The organism is Arcanobacterium buesumense (assembly GCF_012563545.1).
In the GTDB taxonomy this organism is placed as follows: Bacteria; Actinomycetota; Actinomycetes; order Actinomycetales; family Actinomycetaceae; genus Arcanobacterium; species Arcanobacterium buesumense.
On record NZ_CP050804.1, the window covers coordinates 723,956 to 746,052 of the forward strand.

Genomic DNA, 22,097 nt, shown 5'->3' on the forward strand with positions numbered 1-22,097 from the left:
TCCGGCTATAACACTTACCTTTAGGAAAGGTAAGGAATTAAGGAGTCCATAATGGGTATTTTTGATCGGATCGCAGCCAAGGCAGCACCATATGAAGATGATGCGGAATATGATGCATACGATCAGTATGATGGTGAAGGCTATTTCGAAGAGGATGATTCGCAGGTAGCTCCACTACATTCGATTCCTTCGGTGCCAGAAGTTGCGCGTATCGTCACCGTGTGGGTGTCCGATTTTAAAGAAGTTAAGGACTTTGCAACTGAATACCGTGCAGGTTTGCCAGTGATCTTAAATTTGTCGGACGCGACAAATGATGATCGTAAGCGGATTGTGGATTTTGCACTCGGTCTCGTTTTCGGTTTAGAAGGCGCTTTCTCGCGCATTTCTGAGGATGTCTTTTTGCTTACGCCACATTCCGTTAAGCTCGATTCTATGGGTGCGGAAGAACCGCATAACTTCGGCTGATAATGTCCTTTCTTCTTATTGCCGTTATATGGTTATGTAGCGCCTATACTTTTGTGCTTTTCGCGCGTGTTGCGCTCGATTTGATATTAACTTTGGCGCGTGACTGGCGGCCTTCAAGTGGCGTGGTTATCGTGATTAATGCGGTCTATTATTTAACGGATCCGCCGTTACGGATAATTAATCGATTTATTCCACCACTGAGATTAGGTGGAATTGCATTGGATGTGGGATTCATTCTATTGTTCGTGGCGGTTCGCTTAATTCAGAATATCGCGCTCGGCTTATTGTGATGATAATTATAGGTATTTCTACCTAAAATTAGACAATTTTGTCGGTGTAATACCTTTTTTGTTTATTAAAAAGTTATGAAATTTCTTCTAAATTACCCGTGGAGTGCATTCCTCTAGTAATCTATCGTGGTAGGTACTCAAAACGGAGTACATGAATTTTTAAACGAGGTGAATAATGGCTCAGCTTACTGAACAAGATGTGGTGAACAAACAGTTCAAGGAGCCCGCTTCCGTCGCGGACGGCTACGATCAGGATGAGGTCGACTTTTTCTTAGATGAAGTCGCAGAGACTATCGCAAAGCTCACTGCTGAAAAGGCAGAGCTAGAAGAGAAGCTTGCTCGGGCTCAGGCACGAGTTATCGAGCTTGAAAATGCTCAAGGAATGGCTCAGCCACAGGCTGGCGGTGCAGCTCCATCTGATGCTACTTCCACAACTGCATTTGCTCCAGTCTCAGTTGATAATGAAGCGGCTCAAGCAACATCTGTTTTGGCGATGGCAAAGCAGTTGCATGACAAGTTCGTTGCTGATGGCAAGGCTGAAAATGAGCGGTTGATTGCTGAAGGTGAGGCTGAGAAGATTCGAATCGTCACCGAAGCAGAAGATATTCACAACCGTACTTTGACAAAGCTTGAAGAAGAGCGTTCTCTCATTGAGCGCAAGATTGCTGAACTTCGTGATTTCGAACGCGATTATCGTACTCGCCTCAAGAGCTACTTGGAGTCCTTGTTGCATAACGTTGATTCGAATCAGCAGTAATTCTTACTCGACTTCTGGGACCGGCACATATGATTGCCGGTCCCTTGTCGTTTCATTACTCAACCTTTGTTAGAATCACTGGGTGACGAAAAAGAATCTTGCATATGCAGTAGTAATTGCACTTATCGTGGTAGTAGCTGATCAGGCTTCGAAACAATGGGCATTACATGCGTTAGGTGATGGGCAAAGTATTGCATTATTAGGTGATGCGCTCAGTTTACATTTAACATTCAATCCCGGTGCTGCATTTTCCTTTCTAGACGATGCAACATGGATTTTTACACTTCTTAGTTCAATTTTTGTTCTGGGAGTGCCGTTCCTTGTTCCGAAGTTTTCGTCGGTTCCTGTGTTGTATACCGGTGCGCTGATTTGGGGAGGTGCTTTAGGAAATCTCATTGATCGACTTATGCGCGCCCCAGGATTTCCACAAGGGCATGTTGTGGACTTTATCCGCTACTCGAATTGGTTTATTGGCAACGTTGCCGATATTGCATTGGTAGTGGGGTTCGCACTATTGATTCTTTTGGAGATACGTGGTTCAACCACGTTCACGAAACAGGAGAAGAAGTGACTCATACTTACGTCGTTCCCGACGGTTTTGCTGGGGAACGTCTTGATGCCACATTGGCAAAGATGACCGGGTTGTCCCGGTCCAAAGTTGTTGAGCTGATTCTTGGTGGGGATGTCCAAGTGGATGGAACTATACCGGGAAAATCAGATAGGGCGCATGGCGGGAGTATCGTCGTCGTCAAGATTCCGGCACCACCTTCAACTGAGCCAGAACTCACGCCAGTTGATGGAATGGGAATTTTGTATGAAGACGAAGATATTATTGTTATCGATAAACCGGCTGGTGTTGCAGCACATGCTTCGCAAAACTTTGAAGGACCAAATGTTTTAGGGGCACTTTTAGCTTCCGGGATACGTTTGACGACGTCGGGGCCACAAGAGCGAATGGGGATTGTCCATCGTCTAGATGTTGGAACAACTGGAGCGATGGTTGTGGCTAAATCTGAGCTTGCGTATACGATCCTGAAACGAGCATTTCGAGACCGGACAGTAACTAAAATTTATCATGCCCTCGTTCAGGGACACCCTGATCCGATGCGTGGAACTATTGAAGCACCAATAGGGCGCGATCATCGGCATCAGTGGAAAATGAATATTCGAGCGGATGGCAAGCACTCAATCACTCACTATGACACAATCGAAGCGATGGCTGGGGCAAGTTTGCTCGAAGTACATTTGGAAACTGGTCGCACCCATCAGATACGAGTCCATATGAGTGCGCTCAAACATCCTTGTGTTGGTGATGACATGTATGGTGCAGACCCTCGCCTTTCTCAGAAACTTGGGCTCGACCGGCAATGGCTACATGCGGTCCGTCTTGGGTTTGATCATCCACGAACTGGTCACTATTTAGAAGTTGAATCTCAGTATCCTACGGATCTACAACATGCATTGGATGCAATGCGAGAAGGTATTTTATGACTAAGGTTCAACGATTGAGATGGAATGATGATCTAGCTGAACTTTACCGGCTTCGTCTTGATGTTTTTGTCACCGAACAACATGTTCCACAAGAACAAGAGATTGATGAACGAGATACAATGCCAGGCACATATCATGTGTTGGTTTGTGATCCGCATACTAGACAAGCGATGGCAACTGGGCGCGTTTTTCGTGACGCTTCAGGAATAGTCCATATAGGGCGAGTGGCTGTTCGTCGCGGAACGCGTGGTACGGGTCTTGGATCGGTTGTTATGAGTGAACTTGCTACTATTGCGTTAGAAGAATTCGCTAGTGAAGGGAAAGTCACGATTGAACTGTCTGCTCAACTCAGAGCAATCGGCTTCTATGAAAAATTAGGCTACCGCATCATCAATAATGAGGTATATCTCGATGCTGGTATTGAACATAAAGATATGGCGCAAACATTTCATCGCTAGTGAACTCACAGTGATAACAAGCAGGCATGTGTGACGGGTAGTCAGTAGACTAGAGGCATGGCTGGAAAAAACTTTGCGCATTTGCATGTTCATACTGATTATTCGCTTCTTGATGGTGCAGCGAAAATCAATAAACTCGTTGCCGAAGTGGCACGTTTAGAGCAACCAGCTGTTGCAATAACTGATCATGGTTATCTGTTTGGCGCCTATGAAATGTATAAGGCCGCTACCGCAGCAGGGATTAAGCCAATTATTGGCTTAGAAGCGTATATGACTCCAGGAACATCACGCTTTGACCAAACACGACAACTATGGGGAACACCTGATCAACGTGCTGATGACGTTTCAGCACGTGGCGCATACACCCATATGACGCTGTTATCAGAGAATAATACTGGGATGCATAATCTGTTCCGCATGAACTCGTTAGCGTCCCTTGAAGGCCAAATGGGTAAATGGCCACGCATGGATCGAGAACTACTAGAAACGTACCATGAAGGGCTTATCGGCACTGCTGGATGCCCGTCTGGCGAGATTCAGACCCGATTGCGTTTAGGACATTGGGATGAAGCTTTAAAGGCCGCCGGGGAGCTCCAAGACATTTTTGGCAAAGATAATTTTTATGTCGAAGTCATGGATCATGGTTTAGAAATTGAACGGCGCGTCCAAAACGATTTGCTTAAAATAGCACGCATGATTGGTGCGCCGCTGATTGCTACTAATGATTCGCATTATGTGAAGCGTGAAGATCGAGATATCCAAGATGCGATGCTGTGCATCAACTCAGGATCAACCCTCATGGATCCTGACCGATTCAAATTTGACGGTGACGGATACTTTATTAAGTCTTCGGAAGAAATGTGGCGACAATTCGAAGATTTACCAGAAGCAGTTGAAAATACATTGCTAGTGGCAGAACGCTGTAACGTGTCATTTAAAACCACTGCAGATGGTATTAGTTACATGCCGGCATTCCCAGTTCCAGCTGGCGAAGATGAGACATCATGGTTTATTAACCAGGTCGAGGCCGGGTTATTGAAGCGTTACAACGGGTCAATACCGGCGCATGTACGCGAACGCGCCGATTATGAGGTAGGTGTTATTACCTCGATGGGCTTTCCGGGATACTTCCTTGTTGTGTCTGACTATATTAAATGGGCGAAAGAACACGGTATTCGTGTCGGACCTGGACGTGGTTCAGGTGCTGGATCAATGGTTGCCTACGCACTGGAAATTACTCAGCTCGATCCAATTAAGCATGATTTGCTTTTCGAACGTTTCTTAAACCCAGAACGCGTATCGCTTCCAGATATCGACGTCGATTTCGACGATCGTCGGCGTGACGAAGTTATTCGTTATGTGGAAGAAAAATATGGTTCGGATAAAGTTGCGCAAGTTGTCACCTATGGCACGATTAAAACAAAGCAAGCATTAAAAGATGCGGCGCGTGTGTTAGGAATGCCGTTCCAGATGGGTGATCAGCTCACAAAAGCCTTGCCGCCAGATGTACAAGGCAAATCGATCGCAGTTAAAGACATTTATAACCCGCAAGCTGCTCGTTATAACGAAGCAGGGGAATTCCGGGAATTTGTTGATAATAATCCGGAAGCAAAACGAGTTTTTGATTTTGCTTTGGGACTTGAGGGTATGACACGGCAAACTGGTGTGCACGCGTGTGCTGTGATTATGTCATCTATTGCTCTTACTGATGTCATACCTATTATGAAACGGCTTCAAGATGGTGCAATTATTACCCAGTTCGAATATCCACAATGTGAGGAATTGGGTTTGGTTAAAATGGACTTCTTGGGACTGTCCAATTTGACAGTAATCGAAGGGGCATTAACCAATATTCGCAATAATGGTAAACAGGCACCAGATATTGATGTGATACCGCTTGATGATAAAGAAACTTATGAGTTATTAGCGCGGGCTGAGACGTTAGGCATTTTCCAGCTAGATTCGCCAGGTATGCGTCAGCTTCTCAAACAAATGAAACCGGATACTTTTGCCGATATTTCGGCAGTTTCTGCGTTGTATCGACCTGGGCCAATGGGGGCAAATTCGCATACGAATTATGCGCTGCGGAAAAATGGTTTACAGGAAAAAACGCCGATTCATCCAGAACTTGCTGATGCTTTGGAAGATATTCTGGGTAATACTCACGGGCTCATTGTCTTCCAGGAACAAGTGATGCGTATTGCTCAAAAACTTGCCGGATTCACTCTGGGGCAAGCAGATATTCTGCGAAAAGCAATGGGTAAGAAAAAAGCTGATGTTCTTCAACAACAGTTCAAAGGCTTTGCCCAAGGAATGCGTGATCATGGATACTCTGATAATGCGATCAACACGCTGTGGGATATTCTGGTTCCGTTTGCTCAGTATGCCTTCAATAAGTCGCACTCGGAAGCTTATGCGCTAGTTACTTACCAGACTGCTTTCCTTAAAGCGCATTACCCGAGTGAGTACATGGCGTCGTTGCTAACGTCTAACCAAAATAACAAGACTAAAGTAGCGACATATTTGGCTGATTCTCGCCGCATGGGTATCCGAGTTAATGTTCCGGATGTGAATAAGTCGATGGATGTGTATTCTGCGGTTGGTGATGAAGTCCGGGTTGGCCTTGGATCAGTTCGTAATGTTGGAAAGAACGTTGTGGATGGAATCATAAGTACCCGGAAAGAAAAAGGTGAGTTTACGTCATTCCAAGACTTCCTTGATAAAGTTCCGGCAACAGTGCTCAACAAACGAGCAATTGAATGTTTGATCAAAGCTGGTGCATTTGATTCACTGGGATACTCTCGTCGAGCTTTAGTCTCCATTCATGAAGAAGCTATCGAAGCCGTCTTGCCGGTGAAACGTAACGAAGCTGGTGGTCAATTCGACTTGTTTGGTGGCTTAGGGGAGGACAACCCTATTGCGCAATCATTCACAGTTAATATTCCTGATCTACCGGAGTGGGATAAGAAAGAAAAACTGAATATTGAGCGAGATATGCTCGGATTATATGTTTCCGATCATCCGCTTTCCGGGTTAGAAGCTTTCCTGGATCGGGTCGCTGACCATACAGTTTTGGGGATTCAAAATGATGAAAATCCACTTGATGGGCAGACGGTGACAGTTGCAGGACTCATTACATCGGTTCAAACACGTATTTCGCAGAAGAACGGAAAAACCTGGGCGACGGCTACGATTGAAGATTTTACCGGCTCGATCGAAGTGAATTTCTTCCCGGCAACATACCAGTCTGTTTCGCACTTTTTACTTCCAGACACAGTAGTGACTATTAAAGCTCGAATGTCAGTGCGAGATAGCGGTGTTCAACTTAATGCTATGGATATGAATGTTCCGCAGCTTGCTGGAATTACTGAAGATACTCCGCTAGATATTCAAATACCAGAACGCATGCTTACCCAAGATATGATGGCACGGCTATCTGATCTGCTTTGTCAGTACCCTGGAAAAGCTCCGATTCGAGTACACGTGCGGCAACTAGGGAAAACAACGGTTGTTCAACTGCATGATGGGTACAAGGTCAATGTTAATCCTGCCTTGCTTTCGAACCTTCGGGTTCTTCTCGGCAAAAACGCCTTGCTAGCAGAGTAATAATACGAACAATAGTGGGCAGGCATCTCATCGCGAGATGCCTGCCCACTATTGTGGCGTTAATTTGCTACGCGTAAGTCTTAAGCTTGGCAGACCCGGGCGCGCATTCGAGGACCGCCGGGATATGCCACTTCAACAAGATCACCGTCATTGAGCTTGGCAGAACGATGTGTATTAACCTGACCATTAACTCGAACGAAACCTTCTTGTATGACTTCTCGGGCCTGTCCACCCGTTTCCGTCAATCCAGCAAGTTTAACAAATTGGCCAAGCTGGATGGGCAAGCGGACATCAAATTCTTCTGTCATGAGTTTCTCCATTCGGTGATATGGACGTTGGATCTTCGGCAAGTGCATCAGCAAGATCTCCTAAAGGACTAGGAGAGACGTCATTTTCTTTAGCTACCTCGTTTATGATGTCATCTCCAGCGCGTTTACGCCGAATGACAAAAACACTATAGACTCCAAGGATTGCGATGATCATCAGAAGGCTCCACGGTGAACCGGTAACAGAAGCCATAGCAGCTTTCCAGACGGTCCATCCAATGGTGGCGTAAATTGTCGCCCAGGCCAGCCCTCCAGGAATCATAGCCGCAGTAAAAACGGTCCACGGCATCCGAAGAATTCCGGAAGATAGTAGAGCAATTGTTTGGAATCCAACAGTGAGAAACGAGAAAGTGACAACGGGCCAGCCACGTCGTTGAACAGCGTCGATACCACGTACAATCCGTTCAGAGGTTAGCCAAGCTTCAAAACGCTGCGACCAAAGCCCTCGTCGTGGATCACCTACAACCTTGCTATAGACAATGTAAGCAACGCAGCGACCCAGCCAATACGTTCCTTGGGCCCGGAAAAAAATAACGACGCATAAAAACGAAAAGACGATAATGAAAGGACCATGGGAGAGAAAGTCCGATAGGTATGACACTATGTTTTCCATTATTTTGTGTCTTTTGTGGAACATTCGGCGCACAGTCCGAATATCTCGAAAGAGTGTGATACACGGGTAAAACCGTGTTGACTAGCAACACCATCAGCCCATTCTTCAATCCCGGACCCAGAAATCTCGACTGTTTTTCCACACGAACGGCATACCATATGGTGGTGATGGAAAGTTTCTGCACAGAACCGGAAAAGCTGTGTTTCAGAATTCTCTAACCGTAAAACATCGACATCCCCGCTTGCCGCGAGAGCTTGGAGATTTCGATACACCGTGGCAAGGCCAATTGCTTCGCCCGATTTTTCCAGGATGTCGTGAACTTCTTGCGCAGAAAGAAAATTATTTTCAGTACGCAAGAGTTCCCAAATAGCTTGACGTTGTTTCGTCATGCGTTGCATTATGACCCCTTTAAGCGATTAGATACACGTCACTTGTGGTGCATCAATGGATACCTCGATGGCTCTTGTGTGCCTAATAACTTAAGTATAGCCGGTCGGAAGATAGCGACAAGAAGATACAGGCTGACAGCGTACAAAACGATAGTTGCCCCGGGAGACCATGGATAGTAGTAGGTGGTTATGAGTCCACTAATAGCAACCACTACGCCGATCGCCATTGCAAGGTGCATGGTATGTCTAAACGAATGGGTAAGAATTTGCGATATTGCAACTGGAATAATCATTAATGCAGATACCAGCAATGCGCCCACAACGCGCATCGCCACAGATACAGTGAGTGCAGCTGTTACGGCGATAAGCGCGGATAAGAAAACTGTTGGAAGTCCGCTAGCACGAGCGTGTTCTTCGTCGTGACACAGGACGAAGAGAGCAGGACGCAAGCCTAATCCAACGCCCATAATGACTAGGCACAAAACAACTGTCAGTAAAACATCAAGCTCGGTCACTGTTGAGATTGAACCAAAAAGGTATGACGTAAGGTTTGATGTGGTTCCACCGGCAATCCCGATGAGAATAACTCCGCCAGCTATTCCACCATAAAAAACGAGGGCTAAGGCAACATCAGCTGATGAGTGCCCATGATTCCTCATCCATTCGATTAAAAGGGTGCCAAGGATAGATGCGATAATTGCACCTGGAACTGCCCACGCGTCCCGATTTGTTGCCTCTGCGGCATTGGCTGCTAGCCAGCCTAACGCAACGCCGGTGAGGGCAATATGCCCGATGCCGTCACCTAATAATGTTAGCCGGCGTTGGACGAGATAGGTGCCAACAATAGGGGCTGAGAGACCAACGAGCACGGCAACAATAAGTGCACGAACCATCAAAGGTGAAGATAAGAAATCAAGCATGGGTGTCCTCGCATTCACATGCAAGCGGATCAGGATGAACGTTGTGTAAAGGAGCAACGGTAGGAGCTAGTCGGCCTTGAGATACGATATGAGTTGAGTCAATTATAGTATCGAGGTTATAAATATCGTGCAGAACCATGACAATCGTTTTTCCGCGAGAACGCAGAGTTATCAAGGTGTCAATAATGTGTTTTCGAGATTCTGAATCGATTCCTGCAAAAGGCTCATCAAGAACAAGTAGATCAGGATCGCGCACAAGTGCTCGTGCAATAAGAATACGTTGCTGTTGCCCGCCAGAAAATGTTTGGACTGACTCATGTGCCCGATGCGCCAATCCCACAGTAGTCAGTGCTTCTAATGCACGATCCTGAGCCCCAGCTGGATACCGAAAGTGCCAACCATAAATCAGGCCAGACATGACTGTTTCTAATGCGGTTGCAGGAACGCTAGCAGCTTGGGTGACTCGCTGAGGAGCGTAACCGATTCGGCTCCATGGAGCTTTACTGCCCAGGGGATCACCAAATATTTCTATTGTTCCGCGACTATGGGGGATCGCACCAACGAGGGCACGAATAAATGTTGATTTTCCCGAACCGTTAGCGCCCAAAATCGCAACTGTTGATCCGGTCTTGATCTCCAGATCAATACCATGCAGGATAGGTTTTCCATCTAATGCCACATGTAGATCATGGACGCTAACGGCAGGAGTGATCATTGTATTACTTCGTACATCTCATTGAATTGGACAGAGCGGTTAAGTTCTTTTCCATCATACCGATATAGTCAGTTGAACCATTGGCGGTGGCTGCTACATCGAGGATGGCAAATTGTGCGCCGGTCTCTTTAGCCACTGTTTGTGCAACCTTCGTTTCTCCGGTGGTGGGAGTGAAGATTGTATTGATTTTTTCTTCATCAACCAGCGTTTTCACTTCAGCAATACGTGCTGGGGATGGCTCGAATTCGGGGTCGATGCCAGCTACGCCGATTTGCTTCAGCCCGTATTCGTGCGCAAGGTATCCGAATGCGGCGTGGGTGACGACGAAAGACTTTGTTTCACACGTACCACTGAATGTTTGAGAGAATTTCTCGTCTAGGTCGGTTAGTCGAGTGACGATGGATTTGGCGTTTGCTTGGTAGTCGTCCGCATGCGCCGGGTCTTTTTCTTCAAGCGTCTTAGCGATGGCTTGTGCAGCGTCTGCCATGCGCTCAGGGTCAGTCCAGAAATGCGGATCATAGATTCCATGATCATGTTCGTGCTCGTCGTCGTCTGCGTGCTCGTCGTCGTCTGCGTGCTCGTCGTGGTCTGCGTGCTCGTCGTCGTCTGCGTGCTCGTCGTGGTCTGCGTGCTCGTCGTCTGCGTGCTCGTCGTCGTCTGCGTGCTCGTCATGGGCATGCTCCCCGCCGGTCTCTTCGTTCTTCAACAAATTAACAAACTCGCCAATGTTGATTGCATCAATTTTCGCAGATGCCACAGCGTCGTCAATTGCTGGTGAGAGTTTAGCTAAATAGAAAACAACGTCAGACTTTTGCATATCCGCAATTTCTTTCGGAGATAACTCAACGCCATGAGCATCTGCACCCGGAGGAGTTAAATCAGTAATCTCAACATGGTCTTGACCAATTTCATTAACGAGAAACGTCAACGGGTAGAAGCTGGTTGTTACCGAGACTTTTGCGTTTGCGGTGGAAGCTTTGGAAGATGAGGGAGTGGCGTCAGAACATCCGATGAGGGCAAAAGCTGAAGCACTTGTGATAGCAAGTATTTTACTGAGCATAGATACTCGATTGTTTTTCATGATCATAAATATATTCAATCCTAGTTGAGAACAATTGTCACCAAAGGGTTGCCTGATAACTGTAAATGTGGCCCCTTTAACTTTGCTAGTCGCAAAATGATCGTTATGCGTGAAGATAAAGAAACGTAATCCACGTAGAATAGAGAAACGAACTTATAACTGCATCATCCAGATGCAGACATCTGAAAGGAGTAGCCGCATGGCCAAGAAGGCCCCATCGCGACTAGATAATGTTATTTCTCTCGCTAAACGACGTGGATTCGTTTTTCCTGCCGGTGAGATATACGGCGGAACTCGTTCCGCTTGGGATTACGGTCCGCTAGGCGTAGAGCTAAAGGAAAACATTAAGCGCCAATGGTGGAAAACAAATGTGACCGGTCGGGAAGACATGGTGGGTTTGGATTCCTCTATTATTTTGCCGCGTGAAGTATGGGTGGCTTCCGGTCACGTTGCCACCTTCTCTGATCCGCTCATTGAATGCCAGCAGTGCCATAAGCGACTACGCGAAGACGATCTTATCGAGCAATACGCCGAGAAGAAGGGGATCGCTGAAGCAGACGTTTCCATGTCTGAGATTGCCTGCCCAAATTGTGGTACGCGCGGTCAATGGACTGAATCTAAGCCATTCTCTGGTCTACTCAAGACATTCCTCGGCCCAGTTGATAACGAAGAGGGCTTGCACTACCTGCGCCCAGAAACCGCACAAGGCATTTTTGTTAATTTCCTTAACGTATTGACCGCTTCACGTAAGAAGCCACCATTTGGTATCGCTCAAGTTGGTAAGTCTTTCCGTAACGAAATTACGCCAGGAAACTTCATTTTCCGCACTCGTGAATTTGAGCAGATGGAAATTGAGTACTTCGTCAAGCCTGGGGAAGACGAAGAGTGGCATCAATCATGGATCGATGCTCGCCTTGACTGGTACGAAGATCTCGGCATTTCACGGGATAATTTGCGTCTCTATGAGCATCCGCAAGAAAAGCTTTCGCATTATTCCAAGCGTACTGTTGACATTGAATACCGCTTTGGTTTCCAAGGTTCAGATTGGGGCGAGCTAGAAGGCATTGCCAACCGCACTGACTTTGATCTTTCCTCCCACTCCGAAGCTTCTGGAAAGAAACTGGAATATTTTGATCAAGCAACAGGCGAACGTTACACGCCATACGTTGTCGAGCCTTCGGCCGGGCTGACCCGCTCGTTGATGGCTTTCTTGACTGAAGCATACACCGAAGACGAAGCTCCAAACACCAAGGGTGGCGTTGATAAGCGAGTTGTTCTCAAGCTTGATCCGCGCCTTGCTCCAGTTAAGGTGGCAGTTCTGCCTTTGTCACGTTCAGCTGATCTTTCCCCAGTAGCCCGCGAATTGGCTGCCAGCCTTCGAAAGCACTGGAATGTTGAATTTGACGATGCAGGAGCAGTGGGTCGCCGTTACCGCCGACAAGACGAAATTGGTACGCCTTACTGCATCACTGTTGACTTCGATTCTTTAGAAGATCATGCAGTCACAATCCGTGATCGGGATACCATGGAACAAATCCGTATCCCAATCGCAGACGTTGAGTCTCACCTCGCAGGTAAACTCATTGGCTGCTAATGACTCTGTGGCTGGTGGAGCGCAACGTTCCACCAGCCATTCTCATGTGCACACTCACTCTGCGAACTTGAATCTTTCTTCAGCAGATCGACGTCGAGTGAGCGTTCTGCTTGCGAGTATTGTTATACCGCTCGCGTTGCTGACTGTTCTTGGCTTGTTTTTGTTGTGGCCTACGGGGCAGACTCCAGTTGGTTCCCGTCCCGAATTTGACGCTGGTGTGGAACAAGTTATTGGTGAAATCGCCTCTATTGGGAAAACGGATCAAAGTCGTCAAACGCCGGTGACTATGATTGTTGATGGGGTGGAAGTGGGTGTCCATGTTCCTTATGAGTACATTAAAAATGGGCTTGACATCGGTGACCGTGTTAAAGCATTGTTCTCACCTGGACTTGTTAGTACTGATACGCCATATATTTTTATCGATTTTGTTCGTACAACGCCGGTATGGCTGCTGATAGCAGGCTATGTCTTCGTCGTAGGAGTGGTAGCACGCGGTAAAGGTTTAGCTGCACTTTTGGGCTTAGGAGTCTCATTAGCCGTTGTTGGATTTTTCATGCTGCCCGCTCTTATGATTGGAAAGTCGCCACTCCTTGTTGTTTTAGTGGGTGCAGCGGCTATGATGTTCACATCTATCTATCTGGCGCATGGAGTTTCAATTCGTACGACGACGGCAGTTTTGGGAACGCTCGGTGGTCTGATTATCACTGGTATTATTGCTTGGATTGTTATCGATTACGCAAATCTTACTGGTACGTCAGGCGAAGAATCCATTGCGTTATATGGCCAGCTTGATTATCTGCAGATGAATCAGATTTTATTGTGCGGAATGATTTTGGCCGGTCTTGGTGCACTTAATGATGTGACGATTACTCAAGTGTCCACAGTATGGGAATTGCATGCGGCGAATCCGAGTGCTGGACGTACTAAAATATTTGGCCAAGCTATGATTATTGGGCGTGATCATATCGCGTCAACCGTATATACATTAGCTTTCGCTTATGTTGGTTCGGCGCTTCCATTGTTGATGAGTGCCGCTCTTATCGATAGAGGTTTTGTGGACTTTTTGATGATTGGTCAGGTTGCTGAAGAAATCGTGCGAACCTTGGTTGCCTCTATCGGTTTAGTGCTGGCTATTCCAATGACGACGGCGATTGCCGCAATGTTTGCACCAGTGGCACCCGCGAAAAACCGGGAAGTGGCGACGATATGACAGTTCGTATTGGTGATATTTCGTTAGCGTCGCCAGTTATTTTGGCTCCCATGGCTGGGGTAACTAACCCGCCTTTTAGACAGCTATGCAGAGAATTTGGTGAAGCAGGTGCCCGAGCTGCGGGGTTAGATATTGCAGATAACGGTCATACGAATGGGACGGAAAGCTATGCCGGACTGTATGTATGTGAGATGATCACATCGCGTGCGCTTATTGAGCAGAACCGAGAAACTCTGACAATGATCCAACCTGATCCGGCTGATCCGGTTCGTTCGATTCAACTTTATGGCGTTGAACCAACAAGCATTGCAGCTGCTGTAGAGATTCTGGTTCGTGATCGTTGGGCTGATCATATCGATTTGAATTTTGGCTGTCCGGTACCGAAAGTAACTCGTAAAGGTGGGGGATCGGCACTTCCTTGGAAACATAATCTTTTTTCTCGTATTGTTACTGGCGCTGTTGAGGCTGCACATCGTGCATCGCGTGACAGTGGGCGGGATTTTACGGTGCCGGTGACGGCAAAATTCCGTATTGGTATTGATGATGATCATCAAACATTTCGTGAAGTGGCGCAGATGAGTGAGGACGCTGGAATATCTGGATTAACTCTTCATGCACGGACAACTGAGCAACATTATTCTGGAAAAGCTCGTTGGGAGTTTATTAGTGAGCTAAAAGAGTTAACGACATTGCCGGTGTTTGGTAATGGGGATGTTTTTGGTGTTGACGATGCTGTCTCGATGATCGAGATGACGGGCGCTGATGGAGTGAGCGTGGGACGCGGATGCCAAGGGCGCCCATGGCTGTTTTATGATTTAGTTGCGGCTTCGTATGGTTCATCGGCCCGTTATCGGCCTTCATTGCGCGAAGTCGCTAATATTATTGTTCGTCATGGAGAGCTCTCGGTTCTGCATTTTAATGATGAACATCGGGCGATGCGGGAATTACGTAAACATGTCGGGTGGTATTTGCGAGGGTTTGCTGTTGGCGGGCAGATGCGTCACCAATTAGGGCTGATTGAATCAGTAGAGCAGTTGCGTGAACTACTCGATACGTTAGATCTGGATCAAGCTTATCCGCAAGCAGCCGAAGGGCCACGAGGCCGAGCGGGGAGTGCCAAGCGTCCTCATCTTCCAGAATTTTGGTTGGATTCTCACGCATTATCCGCAGAGCAAGAAGCGAAGATTCACGAAGCTGAAGTCAATGTTTCTGGTGGTTAAAGCTAACGTAGTTTAATCCAAGCTACCTCGCCGGAAGGTAAGTAAAGATCGTCATTCGGGGATTGACTTGGCTTTTGGTGGGACATAGCAAGAACGCTTCCGTCAGTAGGCAGTGGCTCGTTGTGAGACCCAAAGTTCATTCTTACCTCAATGGTATCGACGAACATACGCAGTATACCGTTTTGGAGTTGGCGACGGTCGATCGCAAGACTCGAATTTGCCAAATAGTAGGCATTTCGGAGTCGTAAAATATGGCGAGGCGCCGGAGGAATAGTTATACTCTGCTGGTCAATGTGAATTAATCCGGGGAGAGCTAGTGTTAAAAGCACGATGCCAGCTGGTGAAAGATAGCTGCTTGCTGTATGGATTGCCGGAGCTGATAAATCCCATGCTGGTAGTGTACCGGTAGACTCGAAAAGACGATAAAGATCAACAAGTTGTGGGGCTATGTTGTCAATAGTTAGCGGCAGAGCTAGCGGGCGGCTACGTACGATATGGACGTAGGCATCGTGTACTTGGTTAGAGAGTTCGTCAAACTTTTCTGCATCGTCATCCCACAGTCCTAACGACAATACTGAATCTGGGTGGGCAAGGGAAACTTTAGCTTGTATTTGGCCAAGAGTTAAGTCGTTGACGGTTGTGATATGTTCCTTGAGATGATGCAACCCCAATTCGATTCCCCAGGCACCTTCAGCTAGCCATTGGTCAATGACTTCTGGTGCGACATGTGAATCAGCGATATTGGGTAAGATCCGCAGGCCGCGTTTTTGAGCACGGTGAATTGAATCAGAAATCGGGTAGGGAGTGATATGAGCAGGCAGTGTTAGGACATTGACTCCTAACCGGCTAACATAAGAAATAAGATCACGAACGGCGTCCGATGATGATGTTTCAGACGGGGTTGCGTGATACCAGACGGAGTGTTTTGCCCACGCGTGGGTTGTGCCCGAATCTCGGTGAATTACGGTGACTGATTCAGCAAGCGGCGTGGTAGGTATCTCACCTGCGGTCATCGTAGTGTTGCCCATAGTTTTATAGCATCCTGAGAGGTAGGGTAGTTACGTGATTCAAGCCTACACCGCAAGTGATAAAGAGCGTTGGGTAAGTGAAGGAACTAAAAGTTCTGCCCGTACAGATTTTGAACGCGATCGTGCACGCGTTTTGCATTCGGCTGCTTTGCGCCGATTGGGAGCTAAAACTCAGGTTATGGGCCCAGAATCAGATGATTTTATACGTACCAGGCTCACGCACTCGTTAGAGGTTGCGCAAGTTGGTAGGTCGCTTGCAAAGAATCTTGGTGCTGACGAAGACGTCGTTGAAACGGCATGTTTATGCCATGATTTAGGTCATCCACCATATGGCCATAATGGAGAGAAAGCACTTGACGAACTTGCTCAGTCATTTGGCGGTTTTGAAGGTAACGCGCAAACTTTGCGTATTTTGACACGTCTTGAACCGAAACGTTTCCATCCGGATGGCCAGCCTGCTGGCTTAAATCTCACCCGGGCGATAGTAGATGCAACAGTAAAATACCCTTGGACGCGTTTTGCTGGTCCACAAGGAAGGAAGTCGCCAAAGTTTGGTGCTTATGATGACGACGTCGCCGCATTTCGATGGGCACATCAAGATTATGGGTTACGACGTTCAGCAGAAGCGCAAATGATGGATTTAGCGGATGATATCGGCTATTCAGTGCATGATGTTGAAGATGGTGTTTTCTCTGGCTATGTATCTCCGCATATTTTAGCCGCTAGTAACGATGCAGAAATTACTCGCGTAGTTGATTCTACACTTGCTTGGTATAAGCCAGATTGTACTGCAGATGAGCTGGGAGCGGCCGGCGTGCGAGTGTTAAATATGCTTGCTTGGCCACTTGAATACTCCGGTTCTCAACGGGATATGGCGGGTTTAAAAGATTACACCTCGGATCTAATTGGACGTTTTATTTCGTCAGTGACTGAGGCGACGCAGGAACAACATCCCCAAGCATTGATGCGCTATACCGGCAATGTCGTTGTCCCGCGGTTAACTGCATTAGAAATCTTATTTGTTAAAGGCGTGGCAGTTCATTACGTTATGGCCCCTCGGGAAAAAGAGGCACCATATTTTGAGCAGCGAACAATTCTTTTCGATCTCATGGATGCAATCGTGGAAGATCCAGCGCACCGTATGGAGCCGATATTTGTGGAATTATGGCGTCAAGCAGCAGATGAAAAACAACGTCTGCGCGTCATCATTGACCAGATTGCTTCCTTGACTGATCAATCTGCGCGGCAGTGGCATTCTCGCTATTGTGGGATGTTGCGAAACTAAGGCATTTTCCTGTTGCTGTGATGAACATCTAAATGTATTCTTTGTACTGCTGGTAGCAATGATGCACATAATGTCGTGTGCTGATCGCGCTAGAAAGTCAATGGAGACTATAGAAAAGGTTCACGATGAAGAACATTAAGAAATCTTTAGCAATTTCGCTCGGAACGCTTATGGCATTGTCAGCTTGTAGTGGGGGAACAGCAGATTCGGGTGCTTCCTCAAGCGTTGAAAATAGCCAAAACCCCTTGTGTGGTTCAACCGCCAACCATCAAATTCTTCCACTGGCGATCTTGATAAAGAGGCACTTAATTTCAACGAAAATACGTATTATGTTGGCTTTGACGCATCTCAAGGTGCCGAGTTGCAAGGGCAGATGGTTGCCGAATTTATTGAAAAGCATAAGGACACCATTGACCGCAATGGTGACGGCAAGATTGGTTATGTCCTAGCTATTGGCGATGTTGGGCATAATGATTCTATTGCCCGTACGCGCGGTGTTCGAAAAGCGCTTAATACAGCAGTTGAAGAAGGCGGCAGTATCCTATCTGACCCAACAGAAACCAATGCTAACGCTGTAAAAGAAGGAACCTTAGGAAGCTTTAAAGTTGTTGAGCTAGCTTCTAAGGAAATGAAGACTGGTGCTGGAGCAACATGGGATGCAGGTACTGCTGGCGATACCATCACCGCATGGAGCGGTAAGTTTGGCGATGATATTGATCTTGTCATTTCTAATAATGACGGCATGGGTATGGCTATGTTCAATAAGTGGTCCAAGGCGCAGAAAGTGCCAACCTTTGGTTACGACGCAAACTCCGACGCGGTAGCTGCTATTGCTGATGGGTACGGTGGAACTATTTCTCAGCATGCTGACGTTCAAGCATATTTGACATTGCGTGTTTTACGTAATGCTCTCGATGGCAAGGATGTCATGGAAGGTATCGCGAAGGCTGATGAAGCAGGCAATGTTTTGTCTGATCAAGACTACAAGTACGTTGAAGAAGAGCGTTCTTTCTATGCTTTGAATGTTGCAGTCAATGCCGATAATTATCAGGACTTCTTAGACTCAACTGTTACTTACAAGCCAGTTAGTAACCAAGTAACAGCTGATACGAAGAAGGTATGGCTAGATATCTACAATTCGGCAGATAACTTCCTGGGTTCAACCTACCAGCCGCTGTTGCAAAAGTACGATAAGCTCCTAAACCTCGACGTGGAATACATCGGTGGTGACGGCCAGACCGAATCTAACATCACAAACCGGTTGGGTAACCCTGGTTCCTATGATGCATTCGCAATCAATATGGTGAAGACCGATAACGCATCGTCCTACACCTCACTTCTTACTCAGTAGTTTTTAGCGAACAAATAGCTGAAGCTAAGAAGCAATGGATTGGGGCAATCGGAGAGTATCTTTGATTGCTCCAATCCGAGAAAGAAAGAATGTTATGGTAACAGGCACTGATGATGTAGTTTTGACAATTCGTGGTATGTCAAAATCGTTCGGTCGTAATCGTGTACTTGAACATATCGATTTTGATGTTAAGCGTGGATCCATTATTGGTTTGATGGGTGAAAATGGCGCTGGCAAATCTACAATGATGAAATGTCTTTTTGGTACTTATCAAAAAGATGAAGGAGAAATTACTCTTGACGGCCATCCAGTATCATTTTCAGGGCCGAAGGAAGCCCTTGAAAATGGAATTGCTATGGTTCATCAAGAATTGAATCAAGCGTTAGAACGTTCGGTTGTCGATAATCTTTTTCTTGGGCGATACCCTAAAACTTCATTAGGGACAATTGACGAAGCACGCATGCGTCGTGAGGCAGCTGACCTATTCCGTCAGCTAGGAATGACCGTTAACTTAACTCAGCCAATGAGAAAAATGTCAGTCTCTCAACGGCAGATGTGCGAAATCGCGAAAGCTATTTCGTACCATTCTCAGGTGATTGTGCTTGATGAGCCAACCTCATCATTAACTGAACCTGAGGTTCGCAAACTGTTTGAGATGATGCGTAAGCTACGTGATAGTGGTATTTCGTTAGTGTATATCTCGCATAAAATGGATGAAATCTTTGAAATATGTGATCAGGTTTCCGTCCTTCGCGATGGCAAGCTGGTAATGACAAAAGATACTGCTGACACTAATATGAACGAGTTGATTACTGCGATGGTTGGCCGTTCTCTCGACAATCGTTATCCTGAAGTCGACAATAACCCAGGAGAACCAATCCTTACGGTTAGCCATTTATCAACAAAATATGCGCCATATATAAATGATATTTCTTTCAAAGTACGTGAAGGAGAAATCTTTGGATTATATGGCTTGGTTGGTGCTGGAAGAACTGAGTTACTCGAAACTATTTTTGGCGTTCGAACCCGAGCGACTGGCCGAGTGTATTATCGTGACAAGTTGATGAACTTTAATAATCCTCGGGAAGCTATTGATTCTGGTTTTGCGTTAATTACCGAAGAACGAAAAGCAGATGGATTATTTCTTAAAGGTGATCTCACGTTCAATACAACGATTGCTAACTTGCCAGCTTACAAGAAGAATATTGCACTGTCAGATCGTAAGATGCAAGCAGCAACAGTCTCTGAAATTCGTACTATGCATACGAAAACTACTGGTCCAGATGAATTAATTTCAGCTCTTTCTGGTGGAAACCAGCAAAAAGTTATTTTTGGTCGCTGGTTAGAGCGGGAACCTAAAGTTTTCATGATGGACGAGCCAACACGAGGTATTGATGTTGGAGCGAAGTATGAAATATACGAGCTGATTATCCAGATGGCTAAGCGGGGAAAGACAGTGATCCTTGTTAGCTCGGAGATGCCAGAAATTTTGGGAATTACTAATCGTATCGGCGTTATGTCTGCCGGACGTTTGGCAGGAATCGTCACAACAAAAGAGACTAACCAAGAAGAGCTCTTGCGACTGAGCGCAAAGTATCTGTAAGAAAGGGAAGGCAATGAGCATCCTAACCTATGAGAAGGAAGAAGAACTTCTCGCTCCGATTAAAGAATATGTGGGCAAAATCCAAGCTGAAATAGATGCTTTGCGTGAAGATGGCACCACGAAAGCAACTCGGCTACAACACCAACTTCGTAATATGAAAAATGACCGGACACTATCAAAAGAAGAACGTGTCCAGCTACGTCGTCAAGATGAAGCTGCTTTAGTAGAAGCTAAACGTGTTCAGGCAGCTAATCGCTCACGAATTAATGAATTGGTTGCTAAAGCAGAAAAATATATTGACGAGAATTTTGATAAGCAGTACCTGAATGAAGTTGAATTAAGCGTCGAAGCTGAAAAGAAAGAAGCAAAGGCAGAATATCAACGCCAACTTGCTCTTATCAAAAAAGAGCATGAACAAGCAGTAGCGGAACTTCGAAAGAATCCGACGATTGATCTTAAGCAAGAGCTTAAAGATGAAGAGATGGTCTTTAAGAATAAACAGTATGATGCAAAAGTTTCTATGCAACATCGTTTGCAAGCCGCAAAAGATCGGCGTCATGCAGCAGTCGCCGAAAAGTATCATATGATCGACCTATTGCGTAATTCGAATTTCTCTTTTAAACAATCGTTGTCGCAAAAGATTGAGAATTATCGTTATTCGTTTAACCGGCGGCAATTCTTGCTTAAAAACGGATTGTATATCGTTATTGTATTGATCTTTATTGCAATGGCGGTTCTCGCTCCGGTGACTAAAGGTGTAGATCTCTTCACCACTCAAAATATCTTAAATATTTTGCAGCAGGCATCGCCACGCATGTTCCTCGCGCTTGGAGTAGCCGGGCTAATTTTGCTTACCGGAACCGATTTGTCTATTGGACGTATGGTCGGAATGGGCATGGTTATTGCTACTGTTATCATGCATAAAGGACCAAATACGGGTAGCGTATTTGGGCATGCTTTTGACTTCACCGGGATCCCAGTTGGTGGCCGTATCATCTTTGCACTTATTGCCTGTATTATCGCTACAACAGCATTTACAATGGTTGCTGGCTTCTTTACCGCTAGATTTAAAATGCATCCTTTCGTTTCGACGATGGCTAATATGCTCATTATTTTTGGCTTAGTAACTTATGCAACCAAGGGGGTAAGCTTTGGTGCTATTGAGTCAGATATTCCAAAAATGATTGTTCCAAATATCTCTGGTTTCCCGACTATTATTTTGTGGGCAATTGCTGCCACCGTTGTTGTTTGGTTTATTTGGAATAAAACAACTTTTGGCAAGAACCTGTACGCCGTTGGTGGAAATCCAGAAGCAGCAGCGGTTTCTGGCATTTCTGTTTTCAAAGTAACTATGGGGGCTTTTATCCTTGCTGGAATCTTGTATGGTTTTGGATCATGGCTTGAAGCAGCACGTATGTTTGGTTCTGGTTCGGCGGCTTACGGTCAAGGCTGGGATATGGACGCAATCGCCGCATGTGTGGTTGGTGGAGTATCTTTTACCGGTGGTATCGGTAAAATTTCTGGAGTTGTTACTGGTGTTATGATCTTTACTGGTCTGACATATTCGTTAACGATTTTAGGTATTGATACTAACCTCCAGTTCGTATTCGAAGGCATTATTATTCTTGCTGCAGTTACATTGGACTCCTTGAAATACGTTCAAAAGAAGTAATTTGTCAAGGAAATATGGATGGC

At 46.1% G+C, this 22,097-nt stretch carries 21 protein-coding genes; 14 read left to right on the forward strand and 7 right to left on the reverse strand.

The annotated features are described in order from the left end of the window. Positions 1-51 precede the first annotated feature (51 nt). The 7 genes from HC352_RS03240 to dnaE all read left to right on the forward strand — a co-directional run bounded on the left by HC352_RS03240 (position 52) and on the right by dnaE (position 7,067). A complete protein-coding gene (locus HC352_RS03240) occupies positions 52-465 on the forward strand; it encodes a cell division protein SepF (protein WP_168917556.1) in 414 nt (137 codons plus the stop codon). 2 nt (positions 466-467) lie between these two features. After that, the gene (locus HC352_RS03245) at positions 468-755 is read left to right on the forward strand and encodes a YggT family protein (RefSeq protein ID WP_168917557.1); all 288 of its coding nucleotides are present in this window, start codon (positions 468-470) and stop codon (positions 753-755) included. Between the two features lie 175 nt (positions 756-930). Then, positions 931-1,512, forward strand: a complete 582-nt coding sequence (locus tag HC352_RS03250; RefSeq protein WP_168917558.1) for a DivIVA domain-containing protein — start codon at positions 931-933, stop codon at positions 1,510-1,512. 82 nt (positions 1,513-1,594) lie between these two features. Further along, positions 1,595-2,083 carry a signal peptidase II gene (gene lspA / locus HC352_RS03255; protein WP_168917559.1) on the forward strand — a complete coding sequence of 163 codons (489 nt, stop codon included), beginning with the start codon at positions 1,595-1,597 and terminating at the stop codon, positions 2,081-2,083. Continuing rightward, the gene (locus HC352_RS03260) at positions 2,080-3,003 is read left to right on the forward strand and encodes an RluA family pseudouridine synthase (protein ID WP_256367958.1); all 924 of its coding nucleotides are present in this window, start codon (positions 2,080-2,082) and stop codon (positions 3,001-3,003) included. The genes lspA and HC352_RS03260 overlap by 4 nt, the downstream gene beginning before the upstream one ends. Continuing rightward, positions 3,000-3,461, forward strand: coding sequence for a GNAT family N-acetyltransferase (locus HC352_RS03265; RefSeq protein WP_168917560.1), 462 nt, complete (start codon positions 3,000-3,002; stop codon positions 3,459-3,461). The genes HC352_RS03260 and HC352_RS03265 overlap by 4 nt, the downstream gene beginning before the upstream one ends. 57 nt (positions 3,462-3,518) lie before the next feature. Continuing rightward, complete coding sequence (dnaE, locus tag HC352_RS03270) at positions 3,519-7,067, forward strand: DNA polymerase III subunit alpha (protein ID WP_168917561.1); 3,549 nt, start codon at positions 3,519-3,521, stop codon at positions 7,065-7,067. A gap of 80 nt (positions 7,068-7,147) precedes the next feature. On the opposite strand, the gene HC352_RS03275 is transcribed toward dnaE, so the two are convergent. Genes HC352_RS03275 through HC352_RS03300 form a run of 6 tightly spaced genes read right to left on the reverse strand, consistent with a single transcriptional unit; the run spans position 7,148 to position 11,117 of the window. Continuing rightward, positions 7,148-7,375 carry an RNA-binding S4 domain-containing protein gene (locus HC352_RS03275; RefSeq protein ID WP_168917562.1) on the reverse strand — a complete coding sequence of 76 codons (228 nt, stop codon included), beginning with the start codon at positions 7,373-7,375 and terminating at the stop codon, positions 7,148-7,150. Then, on the reverse strand, positions 7,359-8,006 hold the full coding sequence (locus tag HC352_RS03280) for a DedA family protein (protein WP_211080707.1): 648 nt from the start codon (positions 8,004-8,006) through the stop codon (positions 7,359-7,361). Before HC352_RS03280 ends, HC352_RS03275 begins: the two co-directional genes overlap by 17 nt. Continuing rightward, a complete protein-coding gene (locus HC352_RS03285) occupies positions 8,006-8,404 on the reverse strand; it encodes a Fur family transcriptional regulator (RefSeq protein ID WP_168917564.1) in 399 nt (132 codons plus the stop codon). The genes HC352_RS03280 and HC352_RS03285 overlap by 1 nt, the downstream gene beginning before the upstream one ends. Positions 8,405-8,433: 29 nt before the next feature. Next, complete coding sequence (locus tag HC352_RS03290; protein WP_168917565.1) at positions 8,434-9,315, reverse strand: metal ABC transporter permease; 882 nt, start codon at positions 9,313-9,315, stop codon at positions 8,434-8,436. After that, entirely contained in the window at positions 9,308-10,030 is a 723-nt protein-coding gene (locus tag HC352_RS03295) for a metal ABC transporter ATP-binding protein (protein ID WP_168917566.1), read from the reverse strand. Before HC352_RS03295 ends, HC352_RS03290 begins: the two co-directional genes overlap by 8 nt. A 4-nt stretch (positions 10,031-10,034) precedes the next feature. Next, positions 10,035-11,117 carry a metal ABC transporter substrate-binding protein gene (locus tag HC352_RS03300; protein WP_168917567.1) on the reverse strand — a complete coding sequence of 361 codons (1,083 nt, stop codon included), beginning with the start codon at positions 11,115-11,117 and terminating at the stop codon, positions 10,035-10,037. 193 nt (positions 11,118-11,310) lie between these two features. Between HC352_RS03300 and HC352_RS03305 the strand changes: the two genes are divergently transcribed. Genes HC352_RS03305 through dusB form a run of 3 tightly spaced genes read left to right on the forward strand, consistent with a single transcriptional unit; the run spans position 11,311 to position 15,135 of the window. Further along, complete coding sequence (locus HC352_RS03305; RefSeq protein WP_168917568.1) at positions 11,311-12,705, forward strand: glycine--tRNA ligase; 1,395 nt, start codon at positions 11,311-11,313, stop codon at positions 12,703-12,705. Then, on the forward strand, positions 12,695-13,915 hold the full coding sequence (locus tag HC352_RS03310) for a YibE/F family protein (protein WP_168917569.1): 1,221 nt from the start codon (positions 12,695-12,697) through the stop codon (positions 13,913-13,915). Before HC352_RS03305 ends, HC352_RS03310 begins: the two co-directional genes overlap by 11 nt. Beyond that, positions 13,912-15,135 carry a tRNA dihydrouridine synthase DusB gene (gene dusB, locus HC352_RS03315; RefSeq protein ID WP_168917570.1) on the forward strand — a complete coding sequence of 408 codons (1,224 nt, stop codon included), beginning with the start codon at positions 13,912-13,914 and terminating at the stop codon, positions 15,133-15,135. The genes HC352_RS03310 and dusB overlap by 4 nt, the downstream gene beginning before the upstream one ends. Positions 15,136-15,137: 2 nt before the next feature. Here dusB and HC352_RS03320 read toward each other — a convergent pair whose 3' ends face one another. Next, entirely contained in the window at positions 15,138-16,163 is a 1,026-nt protein-coding gene (locus HC352_RS03320) for a hypothetical protein (RefSeq protein ID WP_168917571.1), read from the reverse strand. A gap of 34 nt (positions 16,164-16,197) precedes the next feature. Between HC352_RS03320 and HC352_RS03325 the strand changes: the two genes are divergently transcribed. The 4 genes from HC352_RS03325 (at position 16,198) to HC352_RS03340 (ending at position 22,074) form a co-directional block, all read left to right on the forward strand. After that, a complete protein-coding gene (locus HC352_RS03325) occupies positions 16,198-17,448 on the forward strand; it encodes a deoxyguanosinetriphosphate triphosphohydrolase (protein WP_168917572.1) in 1,251 nt (416 codons plus the stop codon). A 247-nt stretch (positions 17,449-17,695) separates the two neighbouring features. Further along, the gene (locus HC352_RS03330; protein WP_211080708.1) at positions 17,696-18,799 is read left to right on the forward strand and encodes a substrate-binding domain-containing protein; all 1,104 of its coding nucleotides are present in this window, start codon (positions 17,696-17,698) and stop codon (positions 18,797-18,799) included. A 94-nt stretch (positions 18,800-18,893) separates the two neighbouring features. Continuing rightward, positions 18,894-20,402 (forward strand): sugar ABC transporter ATP-binding protein, encoded by a 1,509-nt coding sequence (locus HC352_RS03335; protein WP_168918594.1) that lies wholly within the window; start codon positions 18,894-18,896, stop codon positions 20,400-20,402. Between the two features lie 13 nt (positions 20,403-20,415). Next, positions 20,416-22,074, forward strand: a complete 1,659-nt coding sequence (locus tag HC352_RS03340; protein WP_168917573.1) for an ABC transporter permease subunit — start codon at positions 20,416-20,418, stop codon at positions 22,072-22,074. Positions 22,075-22,097 lie beyond the last annotated feature (23 nt).

Excerpts from the sequence above, each read along its gene's own strand:
- HC352_RS03250 (WP_168917558.1), top strand. The coding sequence starts at position 931 with ATGGCTCAGCTTACTGAACAAGATGTGGTGAACAAACAGTTCAAGGAG.
- HC352_RS03265 (WP_168917560.1), top strand. The coding sequence starts at position 3,000 with ATGACTAAGGTTCAACGATTGAGATGGAATGATGATCTAGCTGAACTT.
- HC352_RS03340 (WP_168917573.1), top strand. The coding sequence starts at position 20,416 with ATGAGCATCCTAACCTATGAGAAGGAAGAAGAACTTCTCGCTCCGATT.
- dusB (WP_168917570.1), top strand. The coding sequence starts at position 13,912 with ATGACAGTTCGTATTGGTGATATTTCGTTAGCGTCGCCAGTTATTTTG.
- HC352_RS03285 (WP_168917564.1), bottom strand. The coding sequence starts at position 8,404 with ATGCAACGCATGACGAAACAACGTCAAGCTATTTGGGAACTCTTGCGT.
- HC352_RS03275 (WP_168917562.1), bottom strand. The coding sequence starts at position 7,375 with ATGACAGAAGAATTTGATGTCCGCTTGCCCATCCAGCTTGGCCAATTT.
- HC352_RS03305 (WP_168917568.1), top strand. The coding sequence starts at position 11,311 with ATGGCCAAGAAGGCCCCATCGCGACTAGATAATGTTATTTCTCTCGCT.
- HC352_RS03240 (WP_168917556.1), top strand. The coding sequence starts at position 52 with ATGGGTATTTTTGATCGGATCGCAGCCAAGGCAGCACCATATGAAGAT.
- HC352_RS03280 (WP_211080707.1), bottom strand. The coding sequence starts at position 8,006 with ATGGAAAACATAGTGTCATACCTATCGGACTTTCTCTCCCATGGTCCT.
- HC352_RS03300 (WP_168917567.1), bottom strand. The coding sequence starts at position 11,117 with ATGATCATGAAAAACAATCGAGTATCTATGCTCAGTAAAATACTTGCT.
- HC352_RS03320 (WP_168917571.1), bottom strand. The coding sequence starts at position 16,163 with ATGGGCAACACTACGATGACCGCAGGTGAGATACCTACCACGCCGCTT.
- HC352_RS03335 (WP_168918594.1), top strand. The coding sequence starts at position 18,894 with ATGGTAACAGGCACTGATGATGTAGTTTTGACAATTCGTGGTATGTCA.
- dnaE (WP_168917561.1), top strand. The coding sequence starts at position 3,519 with ATGGCTGGAAAAAACTTTGCGCATTTGCATGTTCATACTGATTATTCG.
- HC352_RS03290 (WP_168917565.1), bottom strand. The coding sequence starts at position 9,315 with ATGCTTGATTTCTTATCTTCACCTTTGATGGTTCGTGCACTTATTGTT.
- HC352_RS03245 (WP_168917557.1), top strand. The coding sequence starts at position 468 with ATGTCCTTTCTTCTTATTGCCGTTATATGGTTATGTAGCGCCTATACT.
- HC352_RS03295 (WP_168917566.1), bottom strand. The coding sequence starts at position 10,030 with ATGATCACTCCTGCCGTTAGCGTCCATGATCTACATGTGGCATTAGAT.